This window comes from Halomonas sp. TA22 (genome assembly GCF_013009075.1).
In the GTDB taxonomy this organism is placed as follows: Bacteria; Pseudomonadota; Gammaproteobacteria; order Pseudomonadales; family Halomonadaceae; genus TA22.
Window position 1 is genome coordinate 429,148 of the sequence record NZ_CP053108.1, and the last position, 24,118, is coordinate 453,265.

At 61.1% G+C, this 24,118-nt stretch carries 21 protein-coding genes and 2 tRNA genes; 6 read left to right on the plus strand and 17 right to left on the minus strand.

Features of this window, described 5'->3' with window-relative positions:
• Positions 1 to 20: 20 nt before the first annotated feature.
• The 5 genes from HJD22_RS01940 to sdhC all read right to left on the minus strand — a co-directional run bounded on the left by HJD22_RS01940 (position 21) and on the right by sdhC (position 6,326).
• Positions 21 to 2,855 (minus strand): 2-oxoglutarate dehydrogenase E1 component, encoded by a 2,835-nt coding sequence (locus tag HJD22_RS01940; protein WP_208655505.1) that lies wholly within the window; start codon positions 2,853 to 2,855, stop codon positions 21 to 23.
• A gap of 259 nt (positions 2,856 to 3,114) precedes the next feature.
• Entirely contained in the window at positions 3,115 to 3,825 is a 711-nt protein-coding gene (locus HJD22_RS01945; RefSeq protein WP_208655506.1) for a succinate dehydrogenase iron-sulfur subunit, read from the minus strand.
• A 9-nt stretch (positions 3,826 to 3,834) separates the two neighbouring features.
• On the minus strand, positions 3,835 to 5,604 hold the full coding sequence (sdhA, locus tag HJD22_RS01950; protein WP_208655507.1) for a succinate dehydrogenase flavoprotein subunit: 1,770 nt from the start codon (positions 5,602 to 5,604) through the stop codon (positions 3,835 to 3,837).
• A gap of 3 nt (positions 5,605 to 5,607) precedes the next feature.
• Complete coding sequence (gene sdhD / locus HJD22_RS01955; RefSeq protein ID WP_208655508.1) at positions 5,608 to 5,955, minus strand: succinate dehydrogenase, hydrophobic membrane anchor protein; 348 nt, start codon at positions 5,953 to 5,955, stop codon at positions 5,608 to 5,610.
• Positions 5,949 to 6,326, minus strand: a complete 378-nt coding sequence (sdhC, locus tag HJD22_RS01960) for a succinate dehydrogenase, cytochrome b556 subunit (protein WP_208655509.1) — start codon at positions 6,324 to 6,326, stop codon at positions 5,949 to 5,951. The genes sdhD and sdhC overlap by 7 nt, the downstream gene beginning before the upstream one ends.
• 403 nt (positions 6,327 to 6,729) lie before the next feature.
• Here sdhC and gltA point away from each other — a divergent pair, with 403 nt between their 5' ends.
• Together gltA and HJD22_RS01970 are read left to right on the plus strand one after the other, a co-directional pair.
• On the plus strand, positions 6,730 to 8,016 hold the full coding sequence (gene gltA / locus HJD22_RS01965) for a citrate synthase (RefSeq protein ID WP_208655510.1): 1,287 nt from the start codon (positions 6,730 to 6,732) through the stop codon (positions 8,014 to 8,016).
• A gap of 68 nt (positions 8,017 to 8,084) precedes the next feature.
• The gene (locus tag HJD22_RS01970) at positions 8,085 to 8,969 is read left to right on the plus strand and encodes an NAD(P)-dependent oxidoreductase (RefSeq protein ID WP_208655511.1); all 885 of its coding nucleotides are present in this window, start codon (positions 8,085 to 8,087) and stop codon (positions 8,967 to 8,969) included.
• A 553-nt stretch (positions 8,970 to 9,522) separates the two neighbouring features.
• On the opposite strand, the gene HJD22_RS01975 is transcribed toward HJD22_RS01970, so the two are convergent.
• The 7 genes from HJD22_RS01975 to zwf form a co-directional block, all read right to left on the minus strand.
• Positions 9,523 to 9,598: transfer RNA gene (locus tag HJD22_RS01975), tRNA-Glu, on the minus strand.
• 27 nt (positions 9,599 to 9,625) lie between these two features.
• A tRNA-Ala gene (locus HJD22_RS01980) sits at positions 9,626 to 9,701 on the minus strand.
• A 60-nt stretch (positions 9,702 to 9,761) separates the two neighbouring features.
• A complete protein-coding gene (gene gltX, locus HJD22_RS01985; protein WP_208655512.1) occupies positions 9,762 to 11,258 on the minus strand; it encodes a glutamate--tRNA ligase in 1,497 nt (498 codons plus the stop codon).
• A gap of 71 nt (positions 11,259 to 11,329) precedes the next feature.
• Complete coding sequence (locus tag HJD22_RS01990) at positions 11,330 to 12,226, minus strand: LysR family transcriptional regulator (protein WP_208655513.1); 897 nt, start codon at positions 12,224 to 12,226, stop codon at positions 11,330 to 11,332.
• A 242-nt stretch (positions 12,227 to 12,468) separates the two neighbouring features.
• The gene (locus HJD22_RS01995; protein ID WP_208655514.1) at positions 12,469 to 13,131 is read right to left on the minus strand and encodes a bifunctional 4-hydroxy-2-oxoglutarate aldolase/2-dehydro-3-deoxy-phosphogluconate aldolase; all 663 of its coding nucleotides are present in this window, start codon (positions 13,129 to 13,131) and stop codon (positions 12,469 to 12,471) included.
• Between the two features lie 21 nt (positions 13,132 to 13,152).
• On the minus strand, positions 13,153 to 13,818 hold the full coding sequence (pgl, locus tag HJD22_RS02000; RefSeq protein ID WP_208655515.1) for a 6-phosphogluconolactonase: 666 nt from the start codon (positions 13,816 to 13,818) through the stop codon (positions 13,153 to 13,155).
• Between the two features lies 1 nt (position 13,819).
• Positions 13,820 to 15,313, minus strand: coding sequence for a glucose-6-phosphate dehydrogenase (gene zwf, locus HJD22_RS02005; protein ID WP_208655516.1), 1,494 nt, complete (start codon positions 15,311 to 15,313; stop codon positions 13,820 to 13,822).
• A 266-nt stretch (positions 15,314 to 15,579) separates the two neighbouring features.
• Between zwf and HJD22_RS02010 the strand changes: the two genes are divergently transcribed.
• From HJD22_RS02010 to HJD22_RS02020, 3 genes are all read left to right on the plus strand, one after another.
• Complete coding sequence (locus HJD22_RS02010; RefSeq protein WP_208655517.1) at positions 15,580 to 16,446, plus strand: MurR/RpiR family transcriptional regulator; 867 nt, start codon at positions 15,580 to 15,582, stop codon at positions 16,444 to 16,446.
• A 114-nt stretch (positions 16,447 to 16,560) separates the two neighbouring features.
• Entirely contained in the window at positions 16,561 to 17,358 is a 798-nt protein-coding gene (locus tag HJD22_RS02015) for a hypothetical protein (RefSeq protein ID WP_208655518.1), read from the plus strand.
• Positions 17,359 to 17,445: 87 nt separating this feature from the next.
• Positions 17,446 to 18,072: a hypothetical protein gene (locus tag HJD22_RS02020; RefSeq protein ID WP_208655519.1), complete on the plus strand. Its 627-nt coding sequence runs from the start codon at positions 17,446 to 17,448 to the stop codon at positions 18,070 to 18,072.
• A 21-nt stretch (positions 18,073 to 18,093) separates the two neighbouring features.
• Here the strand turns inward: HJD22_RS02020 and HJD22_RS02025 are convergent, their stop codons facing one another.
• The 3 genes from HJD22_RS02025 to HJD22_RS02035 all read right to left on the minus strand — a co-directional run bounded on the left by HJD22_RS02025 (position 18,094) and on the right by HJD22_RS02035 (position 21,610).
• A complete protein-coding gene (locus HJD22_RS02025; protein WP_208655520.1) occupies positions 18,094 to 18,948 on the minus strand; it encodes a universal stress protein in 855 nt (284 codons plus the stop codon).
• A gap of 330 nt (positions 18,949 to 19,278) precedes the next feature.
• On the minus strand, positions 19,279 to 20,097 hold the full coding sequence (locus HJD22_RS02030; RefSeq protein WP_208655521.1) for a slipin family protein: 819 nt from the start codon (positions 20,095 to 20,097) through the stop codon (positions 19,279 to 19,281).
• Between the two features lie 58 nt (positions 20,098 to 20,155).
• Positions 20,156 to 21,610 (minus strand): nodulation protein NfeD, encoded by a 1,455-nt coding sequence (locus HJD22_RS02035; protein WP_208655522.1) that lies wholly within the window; start codon positions 21,608 to 21,610, stop codon positions 20,156 to 20,158.
• 258 nt (positions 21,611 to 21,868) lie between these two features.
• On the opposite strand from HJD22_RS02035, the gene HJD22_RS02040 reads away from it, so the two are divergent.
• Positions 21,869 to 22,054 (plus strand): ATP-binding cassette domain-containing protein, encoded by a 186-nt coding sequence (locus HJD22_RS02040; RefSeq protein ID WP_208655523.1) that lies wholly within the window; start codon positions 21,869 to 21,871, stop codon positions 22,052 to 22,054.
• A gap of 4 nt (positions 22,055 to 22,058) precedes the next feature.
• Here HJD22_RS02040 and HJD22_RS02045 read toward each other — a convergent pair whose 3' ends face one another.
• On the minus strand, positions 22,059 to 23,003 hold the full coding sequence (locus tag HJD22_RS02045) for a cyclodeaminase (protein ID WP_208655524.1): 945 nt from the start codon (positions 23,001 to 23,003) through the stop codon (positions 22,059 to 22,061).
• Positions 23,004 to 23,032: 29 nt separating this feature from the next.
• On the minus strand, positions 23,033 to 24,031 hold the full coding sequence (gene eutB / locus HJD22_RS02050) for a hydroxyectoine utilization dehydratase EutB (protein ID WP_208655525.1): 999 nt from the start codon (positions 24,029 to 24,031) through the stop codon (positions 23,033 to 23,035).
• Positions 24,032 to 24,118 lie beyond the last annotated feature (87 nt).

Sequence of the window (24,118 nt, forward strand, 5' to 3'; positions counted from 1 at the left end):
TCTCTCGTCCAGTGGGCGCCTTAGCTATTGAAGGCGTCGTCCACCAGTTGGCGCTGTTGTTCGACGTGCACGGACATGTAGCCCGCCGCGGGTGCTGCCGATGCCGGACGGCCGGCGAACTTGAGTTCTCTGCCCATGCCATTGGTCAGCGTGTCGGCGACCACTCGCATGTGGTGCTGACTCTGATACCAGGCCCCCTGGTTGAGCGGCTCTTCCTGACACCACACCACCTGCTCCAGGTTGGTGTAACCCTTGAGTGCGTCAAGTAGCTCATCCTTGGGAAAGGGGTAGAGCTGCTCGAGCCTCACGATGGCGGTGTCGTCACGTTCGTTCTCGGCACGATAGGTCGCCAGGTCGTAGTAGACCTTGCCCGAGCAGAGCACCACGCGCTTGACCTTGTCGGCCTCGAGCTTGCCCTGATCCGGAATCACCATCTGGAACTTGCCATGGGCCAGCTCCTCGAGCGTCGAGGTCGCCTCCTTGTGGCGCAGCAAGCTCTTCGGCGTCATGACCACCAGCGGTTTTCTCAGCGGACGAATCACCTGACGGCGCAACAGGTGGTAGATCTGCGCCGGGGTGGTCGGCACACACACCTGCATGTTGTGCTCGGCGCACAGCTGCAGGAAGCGCTCGAGACGTGCCGACGAATGCTCGGGACCCTGCCCCTCGTAGCCGTGCGGCAGCAACATGGTCAAGCCACACAACCGCCCCCACTTGCTTTCACCGGAGGAGATGAACTGATCGACCACCACCTGAGCGCCATTGAAGAAGTCGCCGAACTGCGCTTCCCAAATGATCAGGGCATTGGGCGTGGTCGTCGCGTAACCGTACTCGAACGCCAGCACTGCCTCTTCCGAGAGGAAGGAGTCGCGAATCGTAAAGCGCGGCTGTCCCTCCTTGATGTACTCGAGAGGGACATGGGTGGTGCCATCCTTCTGGTTATGCACCACGGCGTGACGGTGGGAGAAAGTGCCGCGCCCTACGTCCTGCCCTGTAATGCGTACGGGATGTCCCTGATCGAGCAGCGTGGCGTAGGCCAGGGTTTCAGCGAAGCCCCAGTTGAGCGCCATGCCACCGGCAAGCATCTTGCGGCGATCTTCGTAGATCTTGGCGACCTGACGCTGCACCTGCACACCAGCGGGAATCTCGCACATCTTGGCGGCGATCTGCTGCATGCGCTTCATGTCGAAGGTGGTATCGGCATCGCCGCTCCACTCATGCCCCAAGTAGGGTGCCCAATCGACGAACAGCTCGGCATTGGGCTCCTTGACCAGGGCGTTGGCGACATGGTTGCCGGCCATCAAGTCTTCGCGATACTCCTCGGCCAGCGTCTTGACGTCATCCTCGGAGAGCACGCCCTCCTCGACCAGGCGCTTGGCATAAAGAGTGCGCGTAGAGGGGTGATCCTTGATCTTGCTGTACATCAGCGGCTGGGTGCCGGAGGGCTCGTCCGCCTCGTTGTGACCACGGCGGCGGTAGCAGACCAGGTCGATGACGACGTCGCGCTTGAACTGCTGACGATAGTCGATGGCGACCTGAGCGGCATGCAGCACCGCGTCCGGATCGTCGGCATTGACGTGGAAGATCGGCGCCTGAACCATTTTGGCGATATCGGTCGCATACTCGGTGGAGCGAGCATCCAACGGGTGCGACGTAGTGAAGCCGACCTGGTTGTTGATGACGATGCGCACCGTGCCACCGGTCTTGTAGGCACGCGTCTGAGACATCTGGAACGTCTCCATCACCACGCCCTGCCCGGCGAATGCCGCATCGCCATGAATGGTGATCGGCAACACCTTGCTGCCATCCAGATCATCGCGACGATCCTGACGGGCACGTACCGAACCTTCGACCACCGGAGAGACGATCTCCAGGTGCGAGGGATTGAAGGCCAGCGCCAGGTGCACTTCGCCACCAGGGGTCATCACGTTGGAGCTGAAACCCTGGTGATACTTGACGTCGCCGGAGCCACGCTCGATGACCTTCTTGCCATCGAATTCCTCGATCAGTTCCGAAGGGCTCTTGCCGAGGATATTGATCAGCAGGTTGAGGCGGCCACGGTGTGCCATGCCGATGACGACCTCCTTGGTGCCGTAACCGCCGGCACGCTGGATGATCTCGTCCATCATCGGAATGAACGACTCGCCGCCCTCGAGACCAAAGCGCTTGGTACCCGGGTATTTGGAAGCCAGATAGTTCTCGAGGCCCTCCGCCGCGGTCAACCGCTCCAGCACATGCTTGCGCACCTCACCGCTGAACTCGGGCTTCGAGCGCACCGACTCGAAACGCTGCTGCAGCCAGCGCTTCTCCTCGGTATCGACGATGTGCATGATTTCGCAGCCGATCGAGCGGCAGTAGGTCTGCTCGAGCGCGCCAACGATCTCCTTGAGCGGCGCCTTGTCCTTGCCCAGGAAGAACGAGCCGGTCTGGAACTCGCTATCCAGGTCAGCATTGGTCAACTGATGAAAGGAGAGGTCGAGGTCAGGAACCGGAACTGGACTGCGCAGGCCGAGCGGATCGATATTGGCCTTCTGATGGCCACGGAACCGGTAGGCATTGATCAGTTGGAGAACCTTGACCTGCTTCTTGTTCTCGCCACTGTCCACCGCGGCGGATGCCTGAGCGGTCCGTCGGCTCCTGCCCAGCTGATAGAACTGATCGCGAATCGGGCTTAGCGGAACATCGTGGGAGGCGCTGCCATCGGGACGCGGTAACTGATCGAAATAGTTGCGCCACTCGTCGGGGACAGCATTGGGATCAACGAGGTACTGCTCGTAGAGTGCTTCCACATAATGAGCATTGCCGCCGCTCACATGAGAAGTACGCCACATCAACTCCATTATGCCTTCTTGCATCTCTCGGTCACCCTGCACTGATGGGGTGTTGTCGGCGCCTGACACGGGCTCGCCGCATCGGCGTTTCGGTGCCCTGCCGGCAGGGCGGTCATGCATTCCGGCGTCAACGGCAAGCGCCTTTGCTTACCGGTGACCTTGCCACTCATCGTCAAAAGCCGGTGCACTGGGCACCGGCTCTCGGCTTACGAGGCCGGCTTGCCTGCGACACTTGGTCACAGCCGGAAGCCTGTGCCCATGATAGCAAGCTAACCGCCACGTTTTAAGTGGCATTGGCCAGTAACATCTCGCGTATCTTGCCGATGGCCCGCGTCGGATTGAGTCCCTTGGGGCAGACCGCGACACAGTTCATGATGCCCCGGCACCGGAACACGGAAAACGGATCCTCGAGTTCTGCCAGACGCTCGCGGGTCGCCTCGTCACGGGAGTCGGCGAGGAAACGGTAGGACTGCAGCAGGCCGGCAGGGCCGACGAACTTGTCCGGGTTCCACCAGAACGACGGGCACGAAGTGGAGCAACAGGCGCACAGGATACACTCATACAGACCATCGAGCTTGTCGCGATCTTCCGGCGACTGCAGACGCTCGATCGCCGGGGCCGGAGTGTCGTTCTGCAGATACGGCTGGATACGCTCGTACTGCTTGTAGAACAGCCCCATGTCGACCACCAGGTCACGTATCACCGGCAGGCCCGGCAGCGGACGCAGCACCAGCTTGTTGCCTTTGACCACGTCGGAGAGCGCAGTAACGCAGGCAAGGCCATTCTTGCCGTTCATGTTCATGCCGTCGGAGCCGCAAACACCCTCGCGGCAGCTACGGCGATACGCCATCGAGCTGTCCTGCTCCTTGGCCAGGTGCAGCACGTCGAGCACCATCAGATCGCGACCCTTGGTATCGATCTGGAACTCCTGCATGTAGGGCGCGGAGTCGGTTTCTGGATTGTAGCGGTAAATGGATACCTGAAGCGTGGACATCGTGCCCCCTTAATATGTACGGATCTTCGGCTCGAAGGTGGCGACCGTCTTCGGCGCGAAATTCACGTCGCGCTTGCCAAGCGTCTTATCGGTCGGGAAGTACAGCGAGTGCTTCAACCAGTTGGCATCGTCACGGTCCGGATAGTCATAGCGTGAGTGAGCACCACGACTCTCCTTGCGCTCCAGTGCTGAGATGGCAGTCGCCTCGGCCACTTCCATCAGATTGTCGAGCTCGAGCGCCTCGACACGGGCAGTATTGAAGGCGTTGGACTTGTCACCCAGGCTGGCAGTGGCAATCCGCTCACGCAGTTCGGCGAGCTTTTTCACCCCTTCCTGCATATGGTCTTCCTGACGGAACACTCCGAAGGCATTCTGCATGATGTCCTGAAGCTCGGCCTTGAGCGCCGGCACGGACTCACCGCCACTGGACTCGTTCCAGCGGCTCATGCGCGCCATGGCGGTGTCGACATCGGAGTCGGAGGCATCGAGATAGTCGACACCTTCATTGAGCGCTCCCTCGATGAACATGCCGGCGGCGCGACCGAAGACCACTAGATCGAGCAGCGAGTTGCCGCCCAGGCGGTTGGCACCGTGCACCGAGACGCAGGCTGCCTCGCCACACGCGAACAGGCCATTGACGATCTGATCCTTGCCGTCGACCTGCATGATCGCCTGGCCATGCACGTTGGTGGGAATACCCCCCATCATGTAGTGGCAGGTCGGCACCACCGGGATCGGTTCCTTGGCCGGATCGACATGGGCAAAGGTCTTGGAGAGTTCGACGATACCCGGCAGACGCTTGCCCAGGACCTCTTCGCCAAGATGGTCGAGCTTGAGGAACACGTGGTCGCCCTTATCGCCGCAGCCGCGACCCTCGAGAATCTCCATGACCATGGAGCGGGCCACGACGTCGCGACCGGCCAGATCCTTGGCGTTGGGGGCATAACGCTCCATGAAGCGCTCGCCATCCTTGTTGACCAGATAGCCACCCTCGCCGCGGCAACCTTCGGTCACCAGCGTGCCGGCACCGTAGATGCCGGTGGGGTGGAACTGCCACATCTCCATGTCCTGCATCGGGAAGCCCGCACGCAGCGCCATGCCGATGCCGTCGCCGGTGTTGATCAGGGCATTGGTCGTGGAGGCGTAGATGCGGCCGGCGCCACCGGTGGCCAGTACCGTCGCCTTTGACTTGATATGCACCACTTCACCGGTCTCGATGCACAGGGCGATGCAGCCCACCACATCGCCGTTGGCGTTCTTGACCAGGTCGACCGCGAACCACTCGTTGAGGAACACGGTGTCGTTCTTCAGGTTGTTCTGGTAGAGCGTGTGCAGCAGCGCGTGGCCGGTACGGTCGGCGGCGGCACAGGTGCGTGCGGCCTGGCCACCCTTGCCGAAGTCCTTGGACTGACCGCCGAAGGGGCGCTGATAGATACGGCCGTTATCGAAGCGCGAGAACGGCAAGCCCATGTGCTCGAGCTCGAATACCGCCTTGGGTCCTTCGGAACACATGTACTCGGCCGCTTCCTGGTCAGTGATGTAGTCGCCGCCCTTGACGGTGTCGTACATGTGCCAGCGCCAGTCGTCATTGGGGTCGGCAGAGGCAATCGCGCAGGTGATGCCGCCCTGGGCGGAAACCGTGTGCGAGCGCGTCGGGAACACCTTGGAGAGCACGGCGGTCTTCTTGCCGGACTTGGCCAGCTCGAGCGCGGCACGCAGGCCGGAGCCGCCGCCACCGATGATGATTGCGTCGAAGGTCAGGCTACGCATACTAGACATGAATCAGGCTCCCCACAGGACTTGAATGCCCCACACCAAAAAGACGAAGATGGCTAAAATGACGACTGCCTGCACGGCAAGGCGGATGTTGGTCGCTTTCAGATAGTCGGTCGACACCGTCCACAGACCGATCCAGGCGTGCGCGGCAAGAGAGATGAATGCCAGCAGCGAGAAGATGCGCATCCACGTCTGGGCAAACAGTCCGCTCCAGGTGACGTAATCGAGACCGGGATTGAAGAGCAGATAACCCACGATGAAAAGGGTATATAATGCCAGAATGACGGCCGAGACCCGCTGAATCAGCCAATCGGACAGCCCGCTGCGGCCAAAGCTCGTAATATTGGTTACCATACCCAAACCCCCGCCAGAATCACCAGAACCGCACTGACCACGACGGTGATCTGTGCCTTACGCATGCCACTCTCCAGGGTGACGCCAATGTTGATGTCCATCAGCAGGTGCTGGAAACCGGCCACCACATGAAAGATCAAGGCGGAGAGCAGGCCCCAGGCGATCAGCTTGGCCAGGATGTTGTTGGCCAGCGTATCTTGCACCGCCAGAAAACCCTGAGGAGATGACAATGACTTGTCGAGCGCCCAGAAGGCGAAGATCAGGCCAATGAACAGGATAATGCCGGTAACACGGTGGGTGATCGACGTCAGCGCCGGGAGAGGAAATTTGATCGTCGAAAGATCGAGGTTTACGGGTCGTTTACTATTCACGGCTCTTTACACACTCTCTTGGCCCGCTCTTGCGCGGCGTCGGGCATGGCCCGAGCGGGCGGTGGTTTTGAGGGAAGGGCTCGGCCGTCTGCCAAGTCGGCGCGACGCATACTTCTGCCAGTCGCGCGGGAGGATTATAGGGACTCGCCGTATTCATGACAAATCGTCGTGCACTCATGCGACCAAGGTGGAGCTATGGCAGGCTTGCCGAGACCGGCACAATGATGCAATGCATCAATATTTATACAAACAATCAACATGCAGTATAGGAGTGTACAGCAACACGCGCCATAGGCTAATTGACAATCGTCGACACGCTTCTATAGTGGGCGAACCTTTTTTAGCGGCTCGGCATGCGAGACAACGACTTATCGTCTGACACATGAAATAGAGGAGGCCACCCATGGCTGACAGGAAAGCAACGTTGAAAGTAGATGGACTTGATAAGCTAATCGAGTTTCCTGTCTATTCCGGCACCGCGGGCCCAGATGTGATCGATGTCCGCGGACTGGGCGCCGAGGGCTTTTTCACTCATGACCCGGGCTTTATGGCTACCTCCTGCACGGAATCGGCGATCACCTTTATCGATGGCGGCAAGGGCATACTGCTGCACCGTGGCTACCCCATCGACCAACTGGCCCATGGGTCCAATTTTGTCGAGCTGTGCTATCTGCTGCTATTTGGTGAACTGCCTAAAGAGCAGCAATACGCCGACTTCGAGTCGCGCATTCGCAACCACACCATGGTCCATGACCAGATCAACAACTTCTTTAAAGGGTTCCGCCGCGACGCCCACCCGATGTCGATCCTATGCGGCGTGGTCGGAGGCCTGGCGGCCTTCTATCACGATCATATGGACATCACCAAGGAGGAGGATCGCGAGATCAGCGCGATTCGCCTCATCGCCAAGATGCCCACCATCGCGGCGATGTCCTACAAGTATAACATCGGCCAACCATTCAACTATCCGCGCAACGATCTGAGCTATGCAGAGAACTTCCTCTACATGATGTTCAGCAACCCCTGCGAGGAGTACAAGATCAATCCCATCTTCGCCAAGGCGATGGATCGGATCTTCATGCTGCATGCCGATCACGAGCAGAATGCCTCGACCTCCACCGTGCGTCTGGCAGGCTCGACCGGTGCCAATCCGTTCGCCTGCATCAGCGCCGGTATCGCGGCGCTGTGGGGGCCCGCGCATGGCGGCGCCAACGAGGCGGTGCTCAACATGCTCGACGAGATCGGCGAGGATTCCGAAGAGAACATCCAGCGCTTCGTCGACCGCGCCAAGGACAAGAGCGATCCTTTCAAGCTGATGGGCTTCGGTCACCGTGTCTATCGCAACTTCGACCCGCGCGCCAAGGTGATGAAAGAGACCTGCGACGAGGTATTGGCGGAACTCGGCATGGCCAACGATCCTCAGCTCAAGATCGCCAAGCGCCTCGAGCAGATCGCCCTGGAGGATGAGTACTTCATCGAGCGCAAGCTCTACCCCAACGTCGACTTCTACTCTGGCATCATTCTCAAGGCGATGGGCATTCCGACCAACATGTTCACGGTGATCTTCGCCCTGTCGCGCACCATCGGCTGGATCTCCCACTGGCATGAGATGCTCAGCAGCGAGTACAAGATCAGCCGCCCACGTCAGCTCTACACCGGCCACCCGCAGCGGGACTTCCCACGCAAGTGAGCCGCACCATCGAGGCCGCCCCAAGGGCGGCCTCTTTCGTTCGCCACTGATTCAACAGGAGCACGCCCATGAGCAGCGACACTTCCCGCATCGCCTTCATCGGACTTGGTGTGATGGGTTATCCGATGGCGGGCCACCTGGCTCGCGCCGGACTCGAGGTTCGAGTCTACAATCGCACTTCGGCCAAGGCCGAGGCTTGGGTGGAGGAGCACTCGGGCAGCGCGCACGCCACGCCACGCGAGGCAGTCGAGGGCGCCGATCTGGTATTGATCTGCGTGGGTAACGACGACGATGTCCGCCAGGTCACCCTGGGCGAGGACGGTGCCCTGCAGGGCATGCATGAAGGGAGCCTGCTGGTCGATCACACCACGGCCTCCGCCAGCCTTGCACGTGAGCTCTTCGATGCCTGTCGGGCTAGCCAGGTAGAATTCATCGACGCCCCCGTCTCCGGTGGCCAGCAGGGGGCCATCAACGGCGCTCTGACGATCATGTGCGGCGGTGAAGAGAGCGCCTTTGCACGCGCCGAATCGACGCTTGGTCACTATGCCCGCTCGGTCAAGCTACTCGGCCCCAGCGGCAGTGGCCAACTCACCAAGATGGTCAACCAGATCTGCATTGCCGGCGTGGTACAGGGGCTGGCAGAGGGACTGCATTTTGCCGAGCAGGCAGGCCTCGACCGCGAACAGGTCATCGAGGTGATTTCCCAGGGTGCTGCTGGCTCATGGCAGATGAACAATCGTTACCAGACCATGCTCCGCGACGAGTATGACCATGGCTTCGCCGTGAACTGGATGCGCAAGGATCTGGAGATCGCCCTCACCCAGGCGCGCGAACTGGATGCCCGGCTACCACTCACGGCACTGGTCGATCAATTCTATGGCGATGTGCAGGCAATGGGTGGAGGACGCTGGGACACCTCCTCGCTACTGAAACGTCTACAGAAAGCCCATTGACAATAACTCTTGTCCAACTCTGCGCAGGCATTTTTAGGATCGAAACGATTCTCAACATGCCTGCTGCACTGCAACGAACAAGTCTCTAGCCAAGCCTCGCCAGGCCCCCGCCACTGTTTTCCACACTTTCTGTGGATAACACTGTTCACAACCCTGAGATAAGCTCCAACAGGCGCCATGACAAGCGGGTTACGCTTAAATTGATCACTTTTTGATCAAAATTAACTCATTGTTTTACAAGAAATAATCGTGAAATATCCCATTGGGAGGGGTTGTATGAAGGTTGTGCACAACACAGTCACGCCCAGAAACCAACGTGGACAACTTTTTGCCCTGTCAAGCCTTTCAGGGCAAAAACGGGCTATTCAAAAGGATCAGGGAGGGTGTTTGAGAGGCGGCGCAGCGAAGACCACGCCAGCACATAGGACAAAAAAATAGACGCGCTAGGCGTCCGATTCTGATGACTTGATTGTGCCCATACTTCGCACATCTTCCCAAGGGCTATTCGCTAACCAGAGCACCAAAAAGAGTATGCAGTAACGGAAGAAGCAAGTGGCGTCCCATAGGGGGTTCGAACCCCTGTTCCCGCCGTGAAAGGGCGGTGTCCTAGACCACTAGACGAATGGGACGCACGATAGGTCGTCTTGGCAGACTTTTGGTGGAGCCTAGCGGGATCGAACCGCTGACCTCGACACTGCCAGTGTCGCGCTCTCCCAGCTGAGCTAAGGCCCCATCGTTGCTGCTAAAGTCTCGCAAGAACGGGGCGTATATTACTTATACACCCCTGAGACGTCAAGCTTTTTTTGCTTCATCCAGCTCGCGGTAGACCTTTTCGAAACGCTTGGCCTGCTTCTTGGAGACCCCACCCATCACCTCGATGGCGTGACGCAGACGCGCCCGCGTCATGTCGGAGCCGAGAATGGCCATGGCGTCCATCACGGAGGTGGAAGTGACCGACCCCGTAACGGCAATGAACACCGGTGCCAGAAAGGCCTTCATCTTGAGTTCGAAATGCTCGGCCAGCATCTTCACCTCCTCGAGCAGCAACGCCTTCTCCCAGCGCCCTACCCCCTCCATACGCCAGACCAGGAATTGCAGCAGTCTGACGAGCTCCTCTCGCTCGAGCTTGACCGACTCGAAACTCGCCTCGTCAATCTTCGGCAGCCCTGAAAAGAAGTGGCCGGCCAGCGGTATGACATCGGAGAGCGTATCGACCCGCGGCCGCACCTGGGGCAGGATCTCTTTCACGTATGCCTCGTTGAAGGCCCACTCGCGCAGCGCCTTGAGGAAGGCGACATCGTCGAGATCCTCACGGATATAGACACCGTTGAGCCAGGTGAGCTTGTCGAGATCGAATACCGGGCCGCCCAGGGAAACGCGCTGGATGTCGAAGTTCGCCATCATCTCGTCGAGGGAGAACTTCTCGCGCTCGTCGGGCATCGACCAGCCCATGCGGCCGAGATAGTTGATCACCGCCTGCGGCAGGAAGCCCATGCGCCGATAGTAGCTGATCGAGGTCGGGTTCTTGCGCTTGGAAAGCTTGGATTTGTCGGGGTTGCGCAGCAGCGGCATGTGGCACAGTACCGGCATCTCCCAGCCGAAGTACTCATACAGCAGCTGATGCTTGGGCGCCGAGTTGATCCACTCCTCGCCGCGCAGCACATGGGTGATCCCCATCAGGTGATCATCGACTACGTTGGCCAGGTGGTAGGTAGGCATGCCATCCGACTTGAGCAGGATCTGGGCATCGACCTGGGACCACTCGACCTCGATGGTACCGCGCAGCATGTCCTCGACCCGGCAGGTGCCCTCCCCCGGCACCTGCATGCGCACCACATAGGGCCAACCTTCGCGCTCGCGTCTTTCTACCTCGTCATCTGGCAGGGCCAGGTCGGCCGGCTTGAGCGCCATCTGCAGGCCTTCGGCCTTGCGCGCCTCGCGCAGCTCGTCGAGCTCCTCACTGGTACGGTAGCACTTGAAGGCGTGGCCGGCGTCGAGCAGCCGCTGGGCATGCTCGGCATATATCTCGCCGCGCTCGCTCTGGCGGTAGGGGCCATGAGGGCCTCCCACGTCCGGCCCTTCATCCCAATCCAGCCCCAGCCAGCGCAGCGAATCGAGAATCATCTGCTCGGACTCCGGCGTCGAACGCACCCGGTCGGTATCCTCGATGCGCAGGATGAACTGACCGCCGTGCTGGCGCGCGAAGCAGAGATTGAACAGGGCGATATAGGCGGTGCCTACGTGGGGGTCGCCGGTGGGCGACGGCGCGATGCGGGTACGTACGGTCATGTCCTTGCGATCCCTAGGCTGATGGATGGACGGCATTATACGCACCTGAGGCCACACCATCAGCCCAAACGCTACAGTGCCAGATGCTCGCGAAACCAGTCGGTGATGAAATCCAGGTAGGTGCGCGTCTTGTCCGGCAGGTATTTACGCGAGCGAAACAGCACCAGCATGCTGCCATGCTCGTTCCAGTAGGGCTGCAGCAACGGCAACAGCAATCCCTCCGCCACCGCCTGACGCGCGGCGAAGGTCGGCAGATAGGCAAGCCCGAAGCCGGCCTTGGCTGCCTCCACCACTCCCAGTAGATTGTTGATCACCAGGCGTGACTGCGGCTCGACATCCAGCGGCTGGCCGTTGAGCGAGAAGCGCCAGTGCGCACCCAGGTCGTAGTTGCCATAGAAGATGCTGTCATGTTCGCGAATGTCCTGAGGATGCAGCGGACGATTGACCCGGGCCAGATACTCGGGCGCGGCATAAAGCCCATAGACGACCTTGCACAAGGGACGGGAGACGAGACTCGACGGCGGCAAGGGACCCATACGAATCGCCAGGTCGACCGAATCATCGATAGGCTCGAAGCGCTGGTCCTCGAGTAGGATCTCCACCGCCACATCGGGATAACGACGCATGAAAGCAGTGGTCGGTGCGGCCAGGTACATGAAGCCGAAGCTGACCTGGGCACTCACCTTGAGCTGGCCGCGCGGACGTGCGGTAACCGACTGCACCTGAGCCTCGGCGGCGGCCAGCTCCTCGCGAATGCGCAAGCCATGCTCGTAGTAGATCTGCCCCGCCTCGGTCAGATGCAGCGATCGGGTGGAGCGATTGAGCAGGCTGACGCCCAGCTCCTCTTCCAGCGCCGCGACGCGCTTTGAGGCAAGCGACTTGGAGATGCCGAGGCGACGTGCCGCAGCAGTGAAGCTACCGCTGCGCACCACTTCGATAAAGACTCTCAATGCATCCAGTGTTGCCACGCCACACCCATCGCCATCCAGTTTCCATTATGGAAACACTGGATTTCAATTGTACCCACTTATTACGCAAAGAGAGTAGCTCTATACTGACGGGGCATCTTCGGTAGCAGTTTGCCGAAGGTGTCAACGCCATCAGGTTGCTGCAATCCCGCCGCGACCTGGATGACGCCTTCAGTGCAAATCTCTTCACGCAGCCGGCTGTTAAGCAGCAACCGGCGCGTTTTTTTGTGCTTACCGAGCAATCAGCGTGGGAAGCGCTCAGTGGCTTGCCGTGCCAGCTCGCGGATGCCTTGCCAATCCTCGGCTTCGATCATCGCCTTGGGCGTCAGCCAGGAGCCCCCTACGCACATGACGTTGGGCAGGGCCAGATACTCGTGCGCATTGTCGACGGTGATACCGCCAGTGGGACAGAAGCGCGCTTCGGGGATCGGCGCGCCGAAGGCCTTGAGCGCCTTGACTCCGCCGCTCGATTCGGCAGGAAAGAACTTGAAGCGGCGGTAGCCATATTGCCAGCCGGCCATCAGCTCGGAGATGGTCGAGACGCCAGGCAACATGGGTACCGAACTTGCCACCCCATGGCGATATAGCGAATCCGTCGCCCCCGGCGTGACCACGAAATCGGCTCCCACCTGCTCGGCCTGGCGGTACTGAGCCGTGGTCAGTACCGTTCCCACGCCAATACTGACGCCCGGCAGCGCTTCTCGAACGCGCTTGATTGCCTCCAGCGCGCAGTCGGTACGCAACGTGATCTCCAGTACCCGGAGCCCACCCTCGGCAAGCGCACGGCACATCGGCACCGCATCTTCGACGCGCTCGATGGTGATGACCGGGATCACTTCGGTCTTGGTGCAGATGCTGTCGAGCTCGGTGGTTCGAGTGGATGGCAGCTGTTTTTCAATGGTCATGAGTAGACTCCAAACATGAATTCAGGGCGCCCAGTAGATGGCCAGAGGACAGGCCAGGAAGGCACGAATCGGCAGAGAGCGCGCGTCATCGCCAGCCATGGCGGAGGCCAGCACGGAGCGCTTGTCGTCACCGGTAATATGCAGCGCATGGCGCTTCGCCTGGTGCAGGCGGTCGGCGCTCAAGGAGATTCTGGGTTGCGGCTGGCTAGGGGTACGTACCGCCACCACCGATACCTCGGTGCTCAGTGCCAGCGAAAGCTCTGGGCTGTCGGGAAACAGCGAGGCCGTATGCCCGTCGCTCCCCATCCCCAACACCACGACACTGGCTGGCCAGGCCAATGCCTCCAGCCGAGGCGCGATCGCCTCGACACCCTGCTCGGGGGTGCCGTCATCGGTCGTCAGTGCAGTGAACGAGGCCGACGAGGCCGGCCCCTGCAAAAGATGCTCACGCACCAGGCGCGCGTTGCTGTCAGGACTTGTCTCGCCGACCCAGCGCTCGTCGGCCAGGGTAACGTCGACACGCGTCCAGGGCAGCTCCATGGCCGCCAGCGCCTCGAAGAAGGGCACCGGCGTCGAGCCGCCGGAGACCACCAGCAAGGCGCGCTCCTGAATAGCCAGATCCTGGCGCAGGGCTTCGGCTACGGCCTCGGCGAGTTGCCGAGCCAATTGTTCACGGGGCAGGCTCATGTCAATAATCCTCGTACCAGCTGCGGCCATCCTGGGTGATCATGGCGATGGAGGCCACCGGCCCCCAGGAGCCCGCAGGGTAGCGACGCGGCGGCATGTCCCGCGCTTCCCAACCAGCAATCAGGTGATCGCACCACATCCAGGCATGCTCTACTTCGTCGCGCCTCACGAATAGGTACTGCTGGCCCTTCATTACCTCCAGCAACAAGCGTTCGTAGGCATCGGGGATGCGCGACTTGGGAAAGACGCTGTTGAAATCGAGATGCAGCGGCCCCGGGCGCAGTCGCATGCCCTTGTCCAGGCCGCTATCCTTGGTCAGCACCTGCAGCGCGATCCCCTCCTCGGGCTGCAGGCGGATGATCAGCTTGTTGGCCGCCAGGCTGCGCTGGTCGGGGTCGAAGATATAGTGCGCCTGCTGACGGAAGTTGATCACGATCTGCGAAAGCTTCTCCGGCATCCGCTTGCCGGTGCGCAGATAGAATGGCACACCGGCCCAGCGCCAGTTGGCCACCTCGGTCTTCATGGCAACGAAGGTTTCGGTATGGCTCTCGAGATTGGCCCCCTCCTCTTCCAGATAGCCGGGCACGCTGAGTCCGTAGCTGTTGCCGGAAGTGTACTGGCCGCGTACCACATCACGGCCCAGGGCCTCCGCGGTAAACGGCTTGAGGGCCTTGAGCACCTTGACTTTCTCGTCGCGGATGGCGTCGGCATCGAGATTCGACGGCGGATCCATGGCGATCAGGCAGAGCAGCTGCAGCAGGTGATTCTGCACCATGTCGCGCAGCTGGCCCGCCTTGTCGAAATAGCCCCAGCGCCCTTCAATACCAACCTCCTCGGCAACGGTGATCTCGACGTGGGAGATATGGTTCTGGTTCCACTGGGTACCGAACAGGGGGTTGGCGAAGCGCAGCGCGATCAGGTTCTGCACGGTCTCCTTGCCGAGGTAGTGATCGATACGATAGATGCGATCCTCAGGAAAGACCTCGCCTATGGCGTCATTGATCACCTGGGAGGAGTGCAGGTCGGAGCCGATCGGCTTTTCGACCACGATACGGCTATCGTCGTCCACGCAGCCGCTGCTCTTCAGACAGCCGCAGATGTCTCCGTAAATGCTGGCCGGCACGGCCAGGTAGATAATCATCGGATGTGGCGACCCCTTGCGCCACTCGCAGATAGCCTCATACCCGACGCTATCGGTAAACTCGACTTGGGCGTAGTCGATACGTGCCAGGAATCGCTCGAGACAGGCTTTCTCGAGCTCACTGGCCTTGACCCGCTTGTGCAAGGCTTCCGAGACGCGTGCCTGGAAGGATGCCGCGTCATATTCGTAGCGGGCCAGGCCGAGGATGCGTGTTGCCTTGGGCAATAGTCCTTCCCGATCGAGCTGATAGAGAGCGGGATAGAGTTTGCGCAGGGCCAAATCACCCAAGGCACCGAACAGAGCCAGATCGGCCTCGGTATCGGTTATGCCTGATGATGCGCTCTTATAGGTCATGCCACGCTCCCTGGAAACTGGTTAATTTACTGATAAAGTATGCCGCCAATGCTCAAGATACATCGTAGGGTGGCTCCTAACACTAAAGCACTATTTGCTTTTCACGTATTGGTGAGCTCGATGCCCCTACTAGGATAACGAATGAAATGTAGTTTTATCACCACATTAAGACATTCCTTAGTCGGAAGCACTACCCCTGGATGCTCGAGGTCACCTATGCCCTTCGGCAGTGCCACACCCTTTATTGCACGGAGAGCCCTGTCAACATGGCCAGCCATGACCTGATCGAGCGCATTCGCAACCGTCTGGACGAACTCAACCGCTCGGAGCGCAAGGTGGCCGAGGTCATCCTGCGTGACCCCGCCTCGATCACCAGCATGAGTATCGCCACCCTGGCACAGGCCGCCTTGGTCAGCGAGCCCACCGTCAATCGTTTCTGCCGCAATTTCGAGGCCAAGGGATACCCCGATTTCAAGATCAAGCTGGCTCAGAGCCTGGCGGGTGGAACGCCCTATATTAGTCGTAGTGTGGAACGCGATGACACGACTGCCAACTACAGCGACAAGATATTTGGCGCCACCATCGCTGCTCTCGACGATGCTCGTCGGGCACTGGACGCCTCACGGGTGGAGCGCGCCGTCAACTACCTGATCCAGGCCAAGCAGATCCACTTCTTCGGTCTCGGCGCCTCGGGTCCTGTCGCCCAGGATGCCCAGCACAAGTTCTTCCGCTTCAACCTGCCGGTGATGGCCTATGAGGATGTGCTGATGCAGCGCATGGTCGCGGCGTCATCGCATACCGGCGATGTGATCGTGATCATCTCCTATACTGGCAGAACCCGAGAGCTGGTCGAGATCGCGCGGCTTGCCCGCGACAATGGCGCCGTGGTGCTGGGCATCACCGCCGACGGTTCGCCCCTGGCGGCCGCGTGCAGCGAAACGCTGGACGTCACCACCCCGGAAGATACCGATGTGTACATGCCAATGACCTCACGCATCATCCATCTGGCACTGATCGATGTGCTGGCGACGGGCATGACGCTACGTCGTGGCGAGGAGTTTCTCATGCATCTGAAGAAGATCAAGGAAAGCCTGAAGCCGACGCGCTTCCCCCAGGCGGACCACGATTCCTAGCAGCGCTTGCCAATGCCGGGCATCAGCCGATTACCGAACAACAATAAAACCCGTAGAATGCGCCGGGCAGCCTATCACCCCTGCCCGCTGCTTCGTTTCACTACCGGAGACATCATGCTCCTCGACAGCTTGCCACGCCGCTTACCGCTCACGCTCGCCATGGTCGGCCTAGGCCTATCCTTTTCACTTCAAGCCTTCGAGATCGACGATTTACAGCGACACCTTGCCATTCCCGATTGGCTACATGGCAACTTCGAGCAGCGTCACTGGCTCGAGGAGAGACAGACGCGCCTCTATAGCGATGGTCGTTTCCTTTACCAGCGTGGCCAGCAGTTGGTCTTGCACTTCGTCACGCCGGAAGAGGAGGTAGTGATACTGCACCGTGCTCAAGAGGGCGATGAAGCTCAGACGGGCGGGACGCTTCCCCAAGAAGACAATGGCACCGATGAGCTGCCTACCCAGACCGAGCTTGGGCATCTGATCGACCTGCTGGGTAGCGATTGGAACAGGATGTCTGCCTATTATGCCATGCGCCTCGAAGGCGGGCCGGATGACTGGCAGTTGCTGTTGAGCCCACGCGCACCGGTGCTGGACGCCATGCTCAGCGATCTGCGCCTGACCGGTGGGACAAGCTGGGAGCGCTTGGAGCTGAAAGCGCTGAATGGCAACGAGTTGGTAATCGAATTCAGCCAGGTGTCGCCGGCCGTCGACGAGACGCTGGCGATATTTCTCGGCGAGTGGCTCGCAAGGGACATCGAAGCGAGAGCTATCGATCCCGACGGCGATGAAGAGAGTCTCGAAGAGGAGCGCATCCAGGATAGCGCTGTAGAGGAAGAGGATGTCATGGCCGAGGAAGTGCCCAGGGAGAGCCTCGAGAGCGAGGAGGAACAAGACGGGGAGAATAGCGCCTGACCTTGCGCTGCACTCAAGTCGGCTCCGCATTGGCCGATAAGCTGTTACCCGGCCCTGATTCGAGTTCGGGAGTGACAGGAGTCCAGCATGAAAGCCAAGGCGACCCCCTCCGCCACCGCGAGTGTATTGATCGTCTTCGCGACCCTAGGTCTTGGCGCACTGGGCGTGGCGGTAAGCGAGTTGCGCCTGCCGCTCGACGGCCACGATTTGGCGATGCTCTCCATCATGGCACTGGCACTCGGAATGCTGATGGGTCTGTTGTTACTCGTCGCGACCCTGATGGCAGGCCTGGGCGCCCAACATCAGGCCTTGGCACGCAGCATCGCCACCCAGAGCCGCCAGCTTCAAGCCGCGGAAACCGCGCAGTTGATGGAGCGTTTCGTGCATCAAGCCGAAGCGCTGCTCGACAAGGAGAGCCTGGACCCCAACAAGCGCAGCGTGCTGCGCTGCCTGGCGGTGGATGCCCTGCGTGGCAATACCGGACGCGGCGATCCCAACATCTCGCGGCTGGGCCGGCTCTTCGAGTGGCTGGCCAACGAGGCCGAGGCAGCGCAGGCCGACACGACGCGAATGCGCCTGATCGACCCGGTACTGCGCCAGTATGCCGAGATTGCCGAGCAGCTCTGCCAGGTAGGCGAGTCGGATGCCGAGCGGCTGGCAGTGTTCCTGCGCTACCAGCCGATGCGGGTGACAACCAAGGAGGAGGCGCGCTAGCACGCCTCACTTAGGCTCGGCCTAGCGCAGCAGCAGCACGGGCACTGATGCCTTGCGCAGCATCGCGGTAGTGGTACTGCCAACCAGCAGGTGGCGGATCCGCGAGTGCCCATAAGCCCCCATGATCAGCATATCGAGTGCATGCTCGTGCTGGTACTCGTCGAGCGCCTTGCCAACGCCACCGGCGCGAATCTCGCCATGGGCCGTGAAGCCCGCCTCGGCAAGCTCTCCCAGTGCCCAATCCAATTGGGAGCGGGTATCGGCGACATCGGCGCCGACCATTACCACATGGCACTCCACCCCCTTGAACAAGGGGATTGCGGCGATCATCTCCACTCCCTTGCGGGTAGTCTTGCTGCCATCGAAGGCGATCATGACCCGTGTCGGCGCCCGATACTCCCCCGTGACGATCAGTATCGGCCGGTGCAGGCTTCGCACCACTCGCTCCAGGTTGGAGCCCAGGTGCTCGCGGGCCTGATGTGCCGTCTCACCGCGCTTGCCGATCACCAGTAGACGAATGTCGTTCTCCAGCCCGCTGAGCGTCTCGACCAGCTCGCCGTTGCGCTGCTGGGTTACCGCTTCGGTCACGCCATGCTCGGCGGCGCGCTGCTTGGCCGCGGCGAGTCTGTGCCGCCCCTGTTCCTGGGCCAGCTTGGTGCGCCGCTCGTCCAGCGTCGCTAGCTCCTCGAGCAGGTGCTCGCGCGACCCAAGGTCGATATTGCCAGAAAGATTCGCCTCCGCCGTCTGCGGATGGTTGTTGACCACATGCAACAGCGTCAGCGGCGCATTCAACGCCTGGCTGGCCCAGGCGGCATAATCGCAGACAACAGCCGAGAATTGCGAACCATCGATGGCGGCGATCACTTGTTCGGTCATGGTCTTGTTCCTTGCTGGCGTTTCAGAATGGCTCACGTCGAAGCCACATCGAACTGTCTCGTTCTACCGCATGCAGGAGCGCCATAGGCGCAGACGACCCGGAGTGCCAAGCGGTAATCGCAAAGAGAAAGATCGCGCTAGGGCGGAGCGCAGCCAGACAAGGACATGATAGATAGAGTCGTTGAATTCACGGCATCGATTCCGGTTCGCGGCGTTCGTTTCTTGCGAGGCTTCGATGCCAAGTGCAAGGTTGCTCCCGGGCCGCGGATTCTACCAGCAAAGCGCCCCTGTGCATCGTCCAGGGGCCACCGAACAGAAGATGAACAAGCATCAGGGTGCGGGGATGTCCCCAGACGGTTCCTTGCCGAGTCCCGCTGACGACTCATTGCCGCGTCCCGCCGCCGATGCCTTCATGTGCTTGAAGGCCTCCATGATATCCATCGGCAGCGGAAAGACGATGGTGGAGGCGTTCTTGTTGCTCATGTCGCTCATGGTCTGTAGATAGCGCAATTGCAGCGCCGCGGAATTCTCGGCCATGACGTTGGCCGCCTCGACCAGCTTGCGTGAAGCCTGCAGCTCGCCCTCGGCGTGGATCACCTTGGCGCGACGCTCACGTTCGGCCTCGGCCTGGCGGGCAATGGCACGAATCATGGTCTCGTTGAGATCGACATGCTTGATCTCGACATTGGCGACCTTGATGCCCCACTCCTCTGTCTGGGTATCGATGATCTCCTGAATATCGTCATTGAGCTTGTCGCGTTCGGAGAGCATCTCGTCGAGGTCGTGCTTGCCGAGCACCGAGCGCAGCGTGGTCTGTGCCAGCTGGCTGGTGGCCACGGAGAAGTTCTCGACCCTGATGATCGCCTTTTCCGGGTCGACAACACGGAAGTAGAGCACCGCATTGACCTTGACCGTCACGTTGTCCTGGGAGATGACATCCTGCTCCGGCACGTCCATGGTGATCACGCGCAGGTCCACCACGCTCATTTGCTGGATGCCGGGAATCACGATGATCAAGCCCGGCCCCTTCACCGACTGGAAGCGACCCAGGAAGAAAACCACGCCGCGCTTGTACTCCGGCAGAATGCGAATCGACGCCGCCAGGATCATTATCACCAGCACGACGGGAACGAGATAGGTGATCAACATGGCTCTACTCCTTGTCTGACCTTGTCTGTTGCGGTTGATGTTCGAATGATCATCCTGGTCACCTTGCTTTGGGCGCAGGCATCGACTCCTCGGGAACCACATCGACGACCAGGCCGTCGAGCGTGGTGACGATGAGCACCTGCCCCTTGTGCACCGGTACTGACGAGCGCGCCTTCCAGCTCTCGCCATGCAGCCTGACGCGCCCCTCGCGCTGGAAGTCGCCCAGCGCCACGGCCCGCGAGCCGATCAGCTCCTCGCGTCCCGTTCGGGCGCGACGCTTGCGCAGCCCCATGAAGCGCGTCACGGTCCACAGCATGAAGCCGGCGGCCAGCAATGCCACGCCCGCGATCATCGGCAGCGAAATCGCCAGGTTGTCGGCATCCATCAGGATCACCGAGCCGATCACGAAGGCGACGATACCGCCGACTCCAAGTATCCCGAAGCTCGGCATGAGCGCCTCGCCCACCATCAGGGCCAACCCCGCCAGGATCAGCGCCAGGCCGGCGTAGTTGATCGGCAGCACCTGAAAGGCAAACAGCGCAAGGATCAAAGAGATGGCACCGATGGTGCCGGGAATCAGGCTGCCCGGGCTTGCCAGCTCGAAGATCAAGCCGTAGAAGCCGATGATCATCAGGAAATAGGCCACGTTGGGGTTGGTGATCACCGCCAGCAACTGGGTGCGCCAATCCGGGGCCAGGCGCTCAATGGCGAGTTCGCCGGTATCGAGCACTCGCTCGCCACGTGCCATGACCACACTGCGACCATCGATCTGCTCAAGCAGGTCATCGATGTCGCTTGCCACCACGTCGATCACCCCAAGCTCCAGTGCCTGGCGCGAGGTCAGGTTGACCGCCTCGCGCACGGCTTCCTCGGCCCAGTCGGCGTTACGCCCATGGCGCTCGGCCAGCCCGCGAATGTAGGAGACGGCATCCTCAAGCACCTTGCGTTCCATGGCGCTCTCGCCACGCCGGGTGGACGGCGCGTCGCCACTCGCCTCATCAGGTGCCGGCTCCTCTGCCCCCTCACCGCCCTCGGTAGGCTCGCTCTCGTCATCATCTTCGCCGATGCCGGGAAAGCCGCCCCCACCACCTATCTGCACCGGCGTGGCGGAGCCCAGGTGGGTGGCCGGCGCCATGGCCGCCACGTGACTGGCATAGAGCAGGTAGGTGCCGGCACTGGCCGCCCGCGCGCCACTCGGCGAGACATAGATGGCGATCGGCACCGACGAGCCCAGCATGGTGCGGATCATGTCGCGCATCGAGGCGTCGAGCCCGCCTGGGGTATCCATCTCGACGATGACGATCTCGACATTGCGCTCACTAGCCTCACGCAGGCTGCGCTGGAAGTAGTCGCTGGTAGCGGGACCGATGGCTCCCTCGACACTCAGCACCAGGGCGGTGCGCGGCGCCTCCTGAGCATGGGAGTACCAGGCGAGAAGCGTGCCGATCACAAGGGACGCCAGACTGAATAGCAACAGCCCCCGGCGATAAGCGGTTCCACGGGTCACGAACATGGCTTCCTTCCATTCGCGTGCATGGATGATCTATCGTGATCTCAGGTTAGACGCTGGGACGCCAATCATCGACTGTCTCAGATCAACAAGTGCCTCGCTCTCACCAAGGTAATGACATGCCTCTGCCCCGCTTTCGCCAGCTGAGCCTACTTCTGCTTCGGCAGCGTCGACCTGATCTGGCTCAACGGCGAAATTTCGCCGCCATGCGCGCCAATGACCTGCTGTTCGCCCCCATCGACACGACATGCAAGGTTCGCCATGAGCCAAGGCTCTCTGGTCCTGAAGGATGTGCGGCTCTCTCTTGGCGAGATGCGGCTGATTGCTCTGAATACCGAGATCGCCCCCGGCGAGGTGCTCACCGTGATGGGCCCCTCCGGTTCGGGAAAGTCGACCCTGCTGGCCTGGGTGGCGGGATTTCTTTCCCCCGACTTCAAGGCCTGGTGAAGCCTCAATCAGCGCAAAGGCGCGACAGGGCGAAGTTGGCAATCGCCGTGTCCTGCACCCCGGTACCGGTGAGATCGCACACCGTGATCCCAGCCTCCGAGACACGCAGCCGCTGGCCTTCGGCGATGACCTTGCCCAGCTCGTAGACAGTGAACGGCGGCGAACCGGCGAACGCCTTGAGTTCGCCATTGTGCTCGCTCTGGGCACGCGTATCGCAGACGAAGGCGCCTGCGCGGGTCATCACCGACTCGTCGAGTTCGCGCTTCTCCGGGCTGTCCGACCCCATGGCGGTGACATGCACACCCTCCGGCAGGTCCTTGCCATGCAGGATCGGCTCCCGCGCCGGCGTGGTGGTGACGACGATGTCGGCACTGGCGCAGGCGGCCTTGACGCTGTCGTGCACGTTCACTTCGAGCCCCCGGCCACGCAGCATCTCGGCATAGGCCTCGGCCTGCTCGCGGCGGCGCGCCCACACATCGACGCTGGCGATATCGCGCACCAGGCGCAGCGCCTCGACCTGCAGTTCGGCCTGTTCGCCGGCACCCAGCACCGCGACACGGCGGCTACCTTCGCGGGATAGATGCTTGGCGGCGATGGCACCGGCAAGCGCCGTACGCACCGCGGTCAGATACCCCTCGTCGAAGAGCACCGCATCGACCACCCCAGTCCTTGCCGAGAACACCATCATCAGGCCATTGAGGCTCGGCAGGCCAAGCTTGGGGTTGTCGAAGAAGCCGGGGCTGACCTTGATCGCGAAGCGCTCGAAGCCGCGAATGTGTGCGGTCTTGACATCGACCTCGCCATTGGCCTCCTCGATGCTCATCGACAGGATCGGTGGCTGCACCACCTCGCCTCGGCCGAGCGCGGCAAAGCCCGCCTCGACGATGGCCAGGGCTTCGCTGTCGATCTTCACCGCCGCGGCGATGGCCTCGCGTTGATAGAGCTGCATGATCTCTCCTCTACTTGCAATCGTTTCCTCTAGCGTTGCGCCAGGCGCCTCGCCTGGTCGAAGGTCTCCAGCGAGACGCCATTGCCGGAGAGAATCAGCGCGACCTTCTGGCCACGAATGTCGATGGCGTGTTCGACAAGCGCCGCCAGACCGACGGCTGCGGCTCCCTCTACCAGCAGCTTCTCATGTTCGAGAATATCGACCATGGCGCAGGCGATAGCCCGCTCGGAGACCTGATGGTGATCGTCCATCATCTCGCGCACCAACGCGAGACTGCAGCGGTTGGCAAGGCCGATGCCGCCGCCCAGCGAATCGCCGAGACTCTCGACCTCTTCCACCTCGACTGGGGAGCCGGTGCACAAGCTCTCCCACATCGCTGCACCCTGAGTGAGGCTCACCCCGGTGATACGCGTCTGCGGACGGATCGCTTTTAGTGCCGCGCCGATGCCCCCCAGCAGACCGCCACCGGAGAGCGCCACAATCACTTGGTCGAGGTCTGGCTCATCCTCGAGAAGCTCGAGACCGATGGTGCCCTGACCGGCGGCGATCAGCGCATCGTCGAAGGGGGGAATCGAGATCATGCCCTGTTCCCGCACCAACCGCTCGACTTCGCCGAAGGCTTCGTCCTGGCTCCTGCCGACCAGCTTGACCGTAGCGCCCAGCGCTTCGATGGCAGCCACCTTGTTGCGAGGCACCAGATTCGACAGGCAGATCGTCGCCGGCACGCCCAGGCGCGCCGCGGCAAATGCGACTGCTCGGCCATGGTTGCCGGTGGAGGCAGTCGTCACGCCACGCACGAGCTTGTCGAATTCGGGCCGCTGTATTAGCGCGGCGATCATGTTGGTCGCCCCGCGCAGCTTGAAGGCACCGGTGGGCTGGAGCGTCTCGAGCTTGAGAAACACCTCGCCCTCGAAGCGCGCGGAGAGCGCCTGGGAGCGCACCAGCGGCGTACGTCTCACTTGGCCGGCGATGCGCTTGCGCGCCTCGAAGATCGCGGCCAGCGTCACGCCGTGCTCGGGTGTGGACATAATCTTCCTTGGGGTTAGAAACGAGAACGCTGCAATTCAATTGCAGCGTTAGCATAGCAGTTGGCTCTCGTCTGGCGATTATCGGTG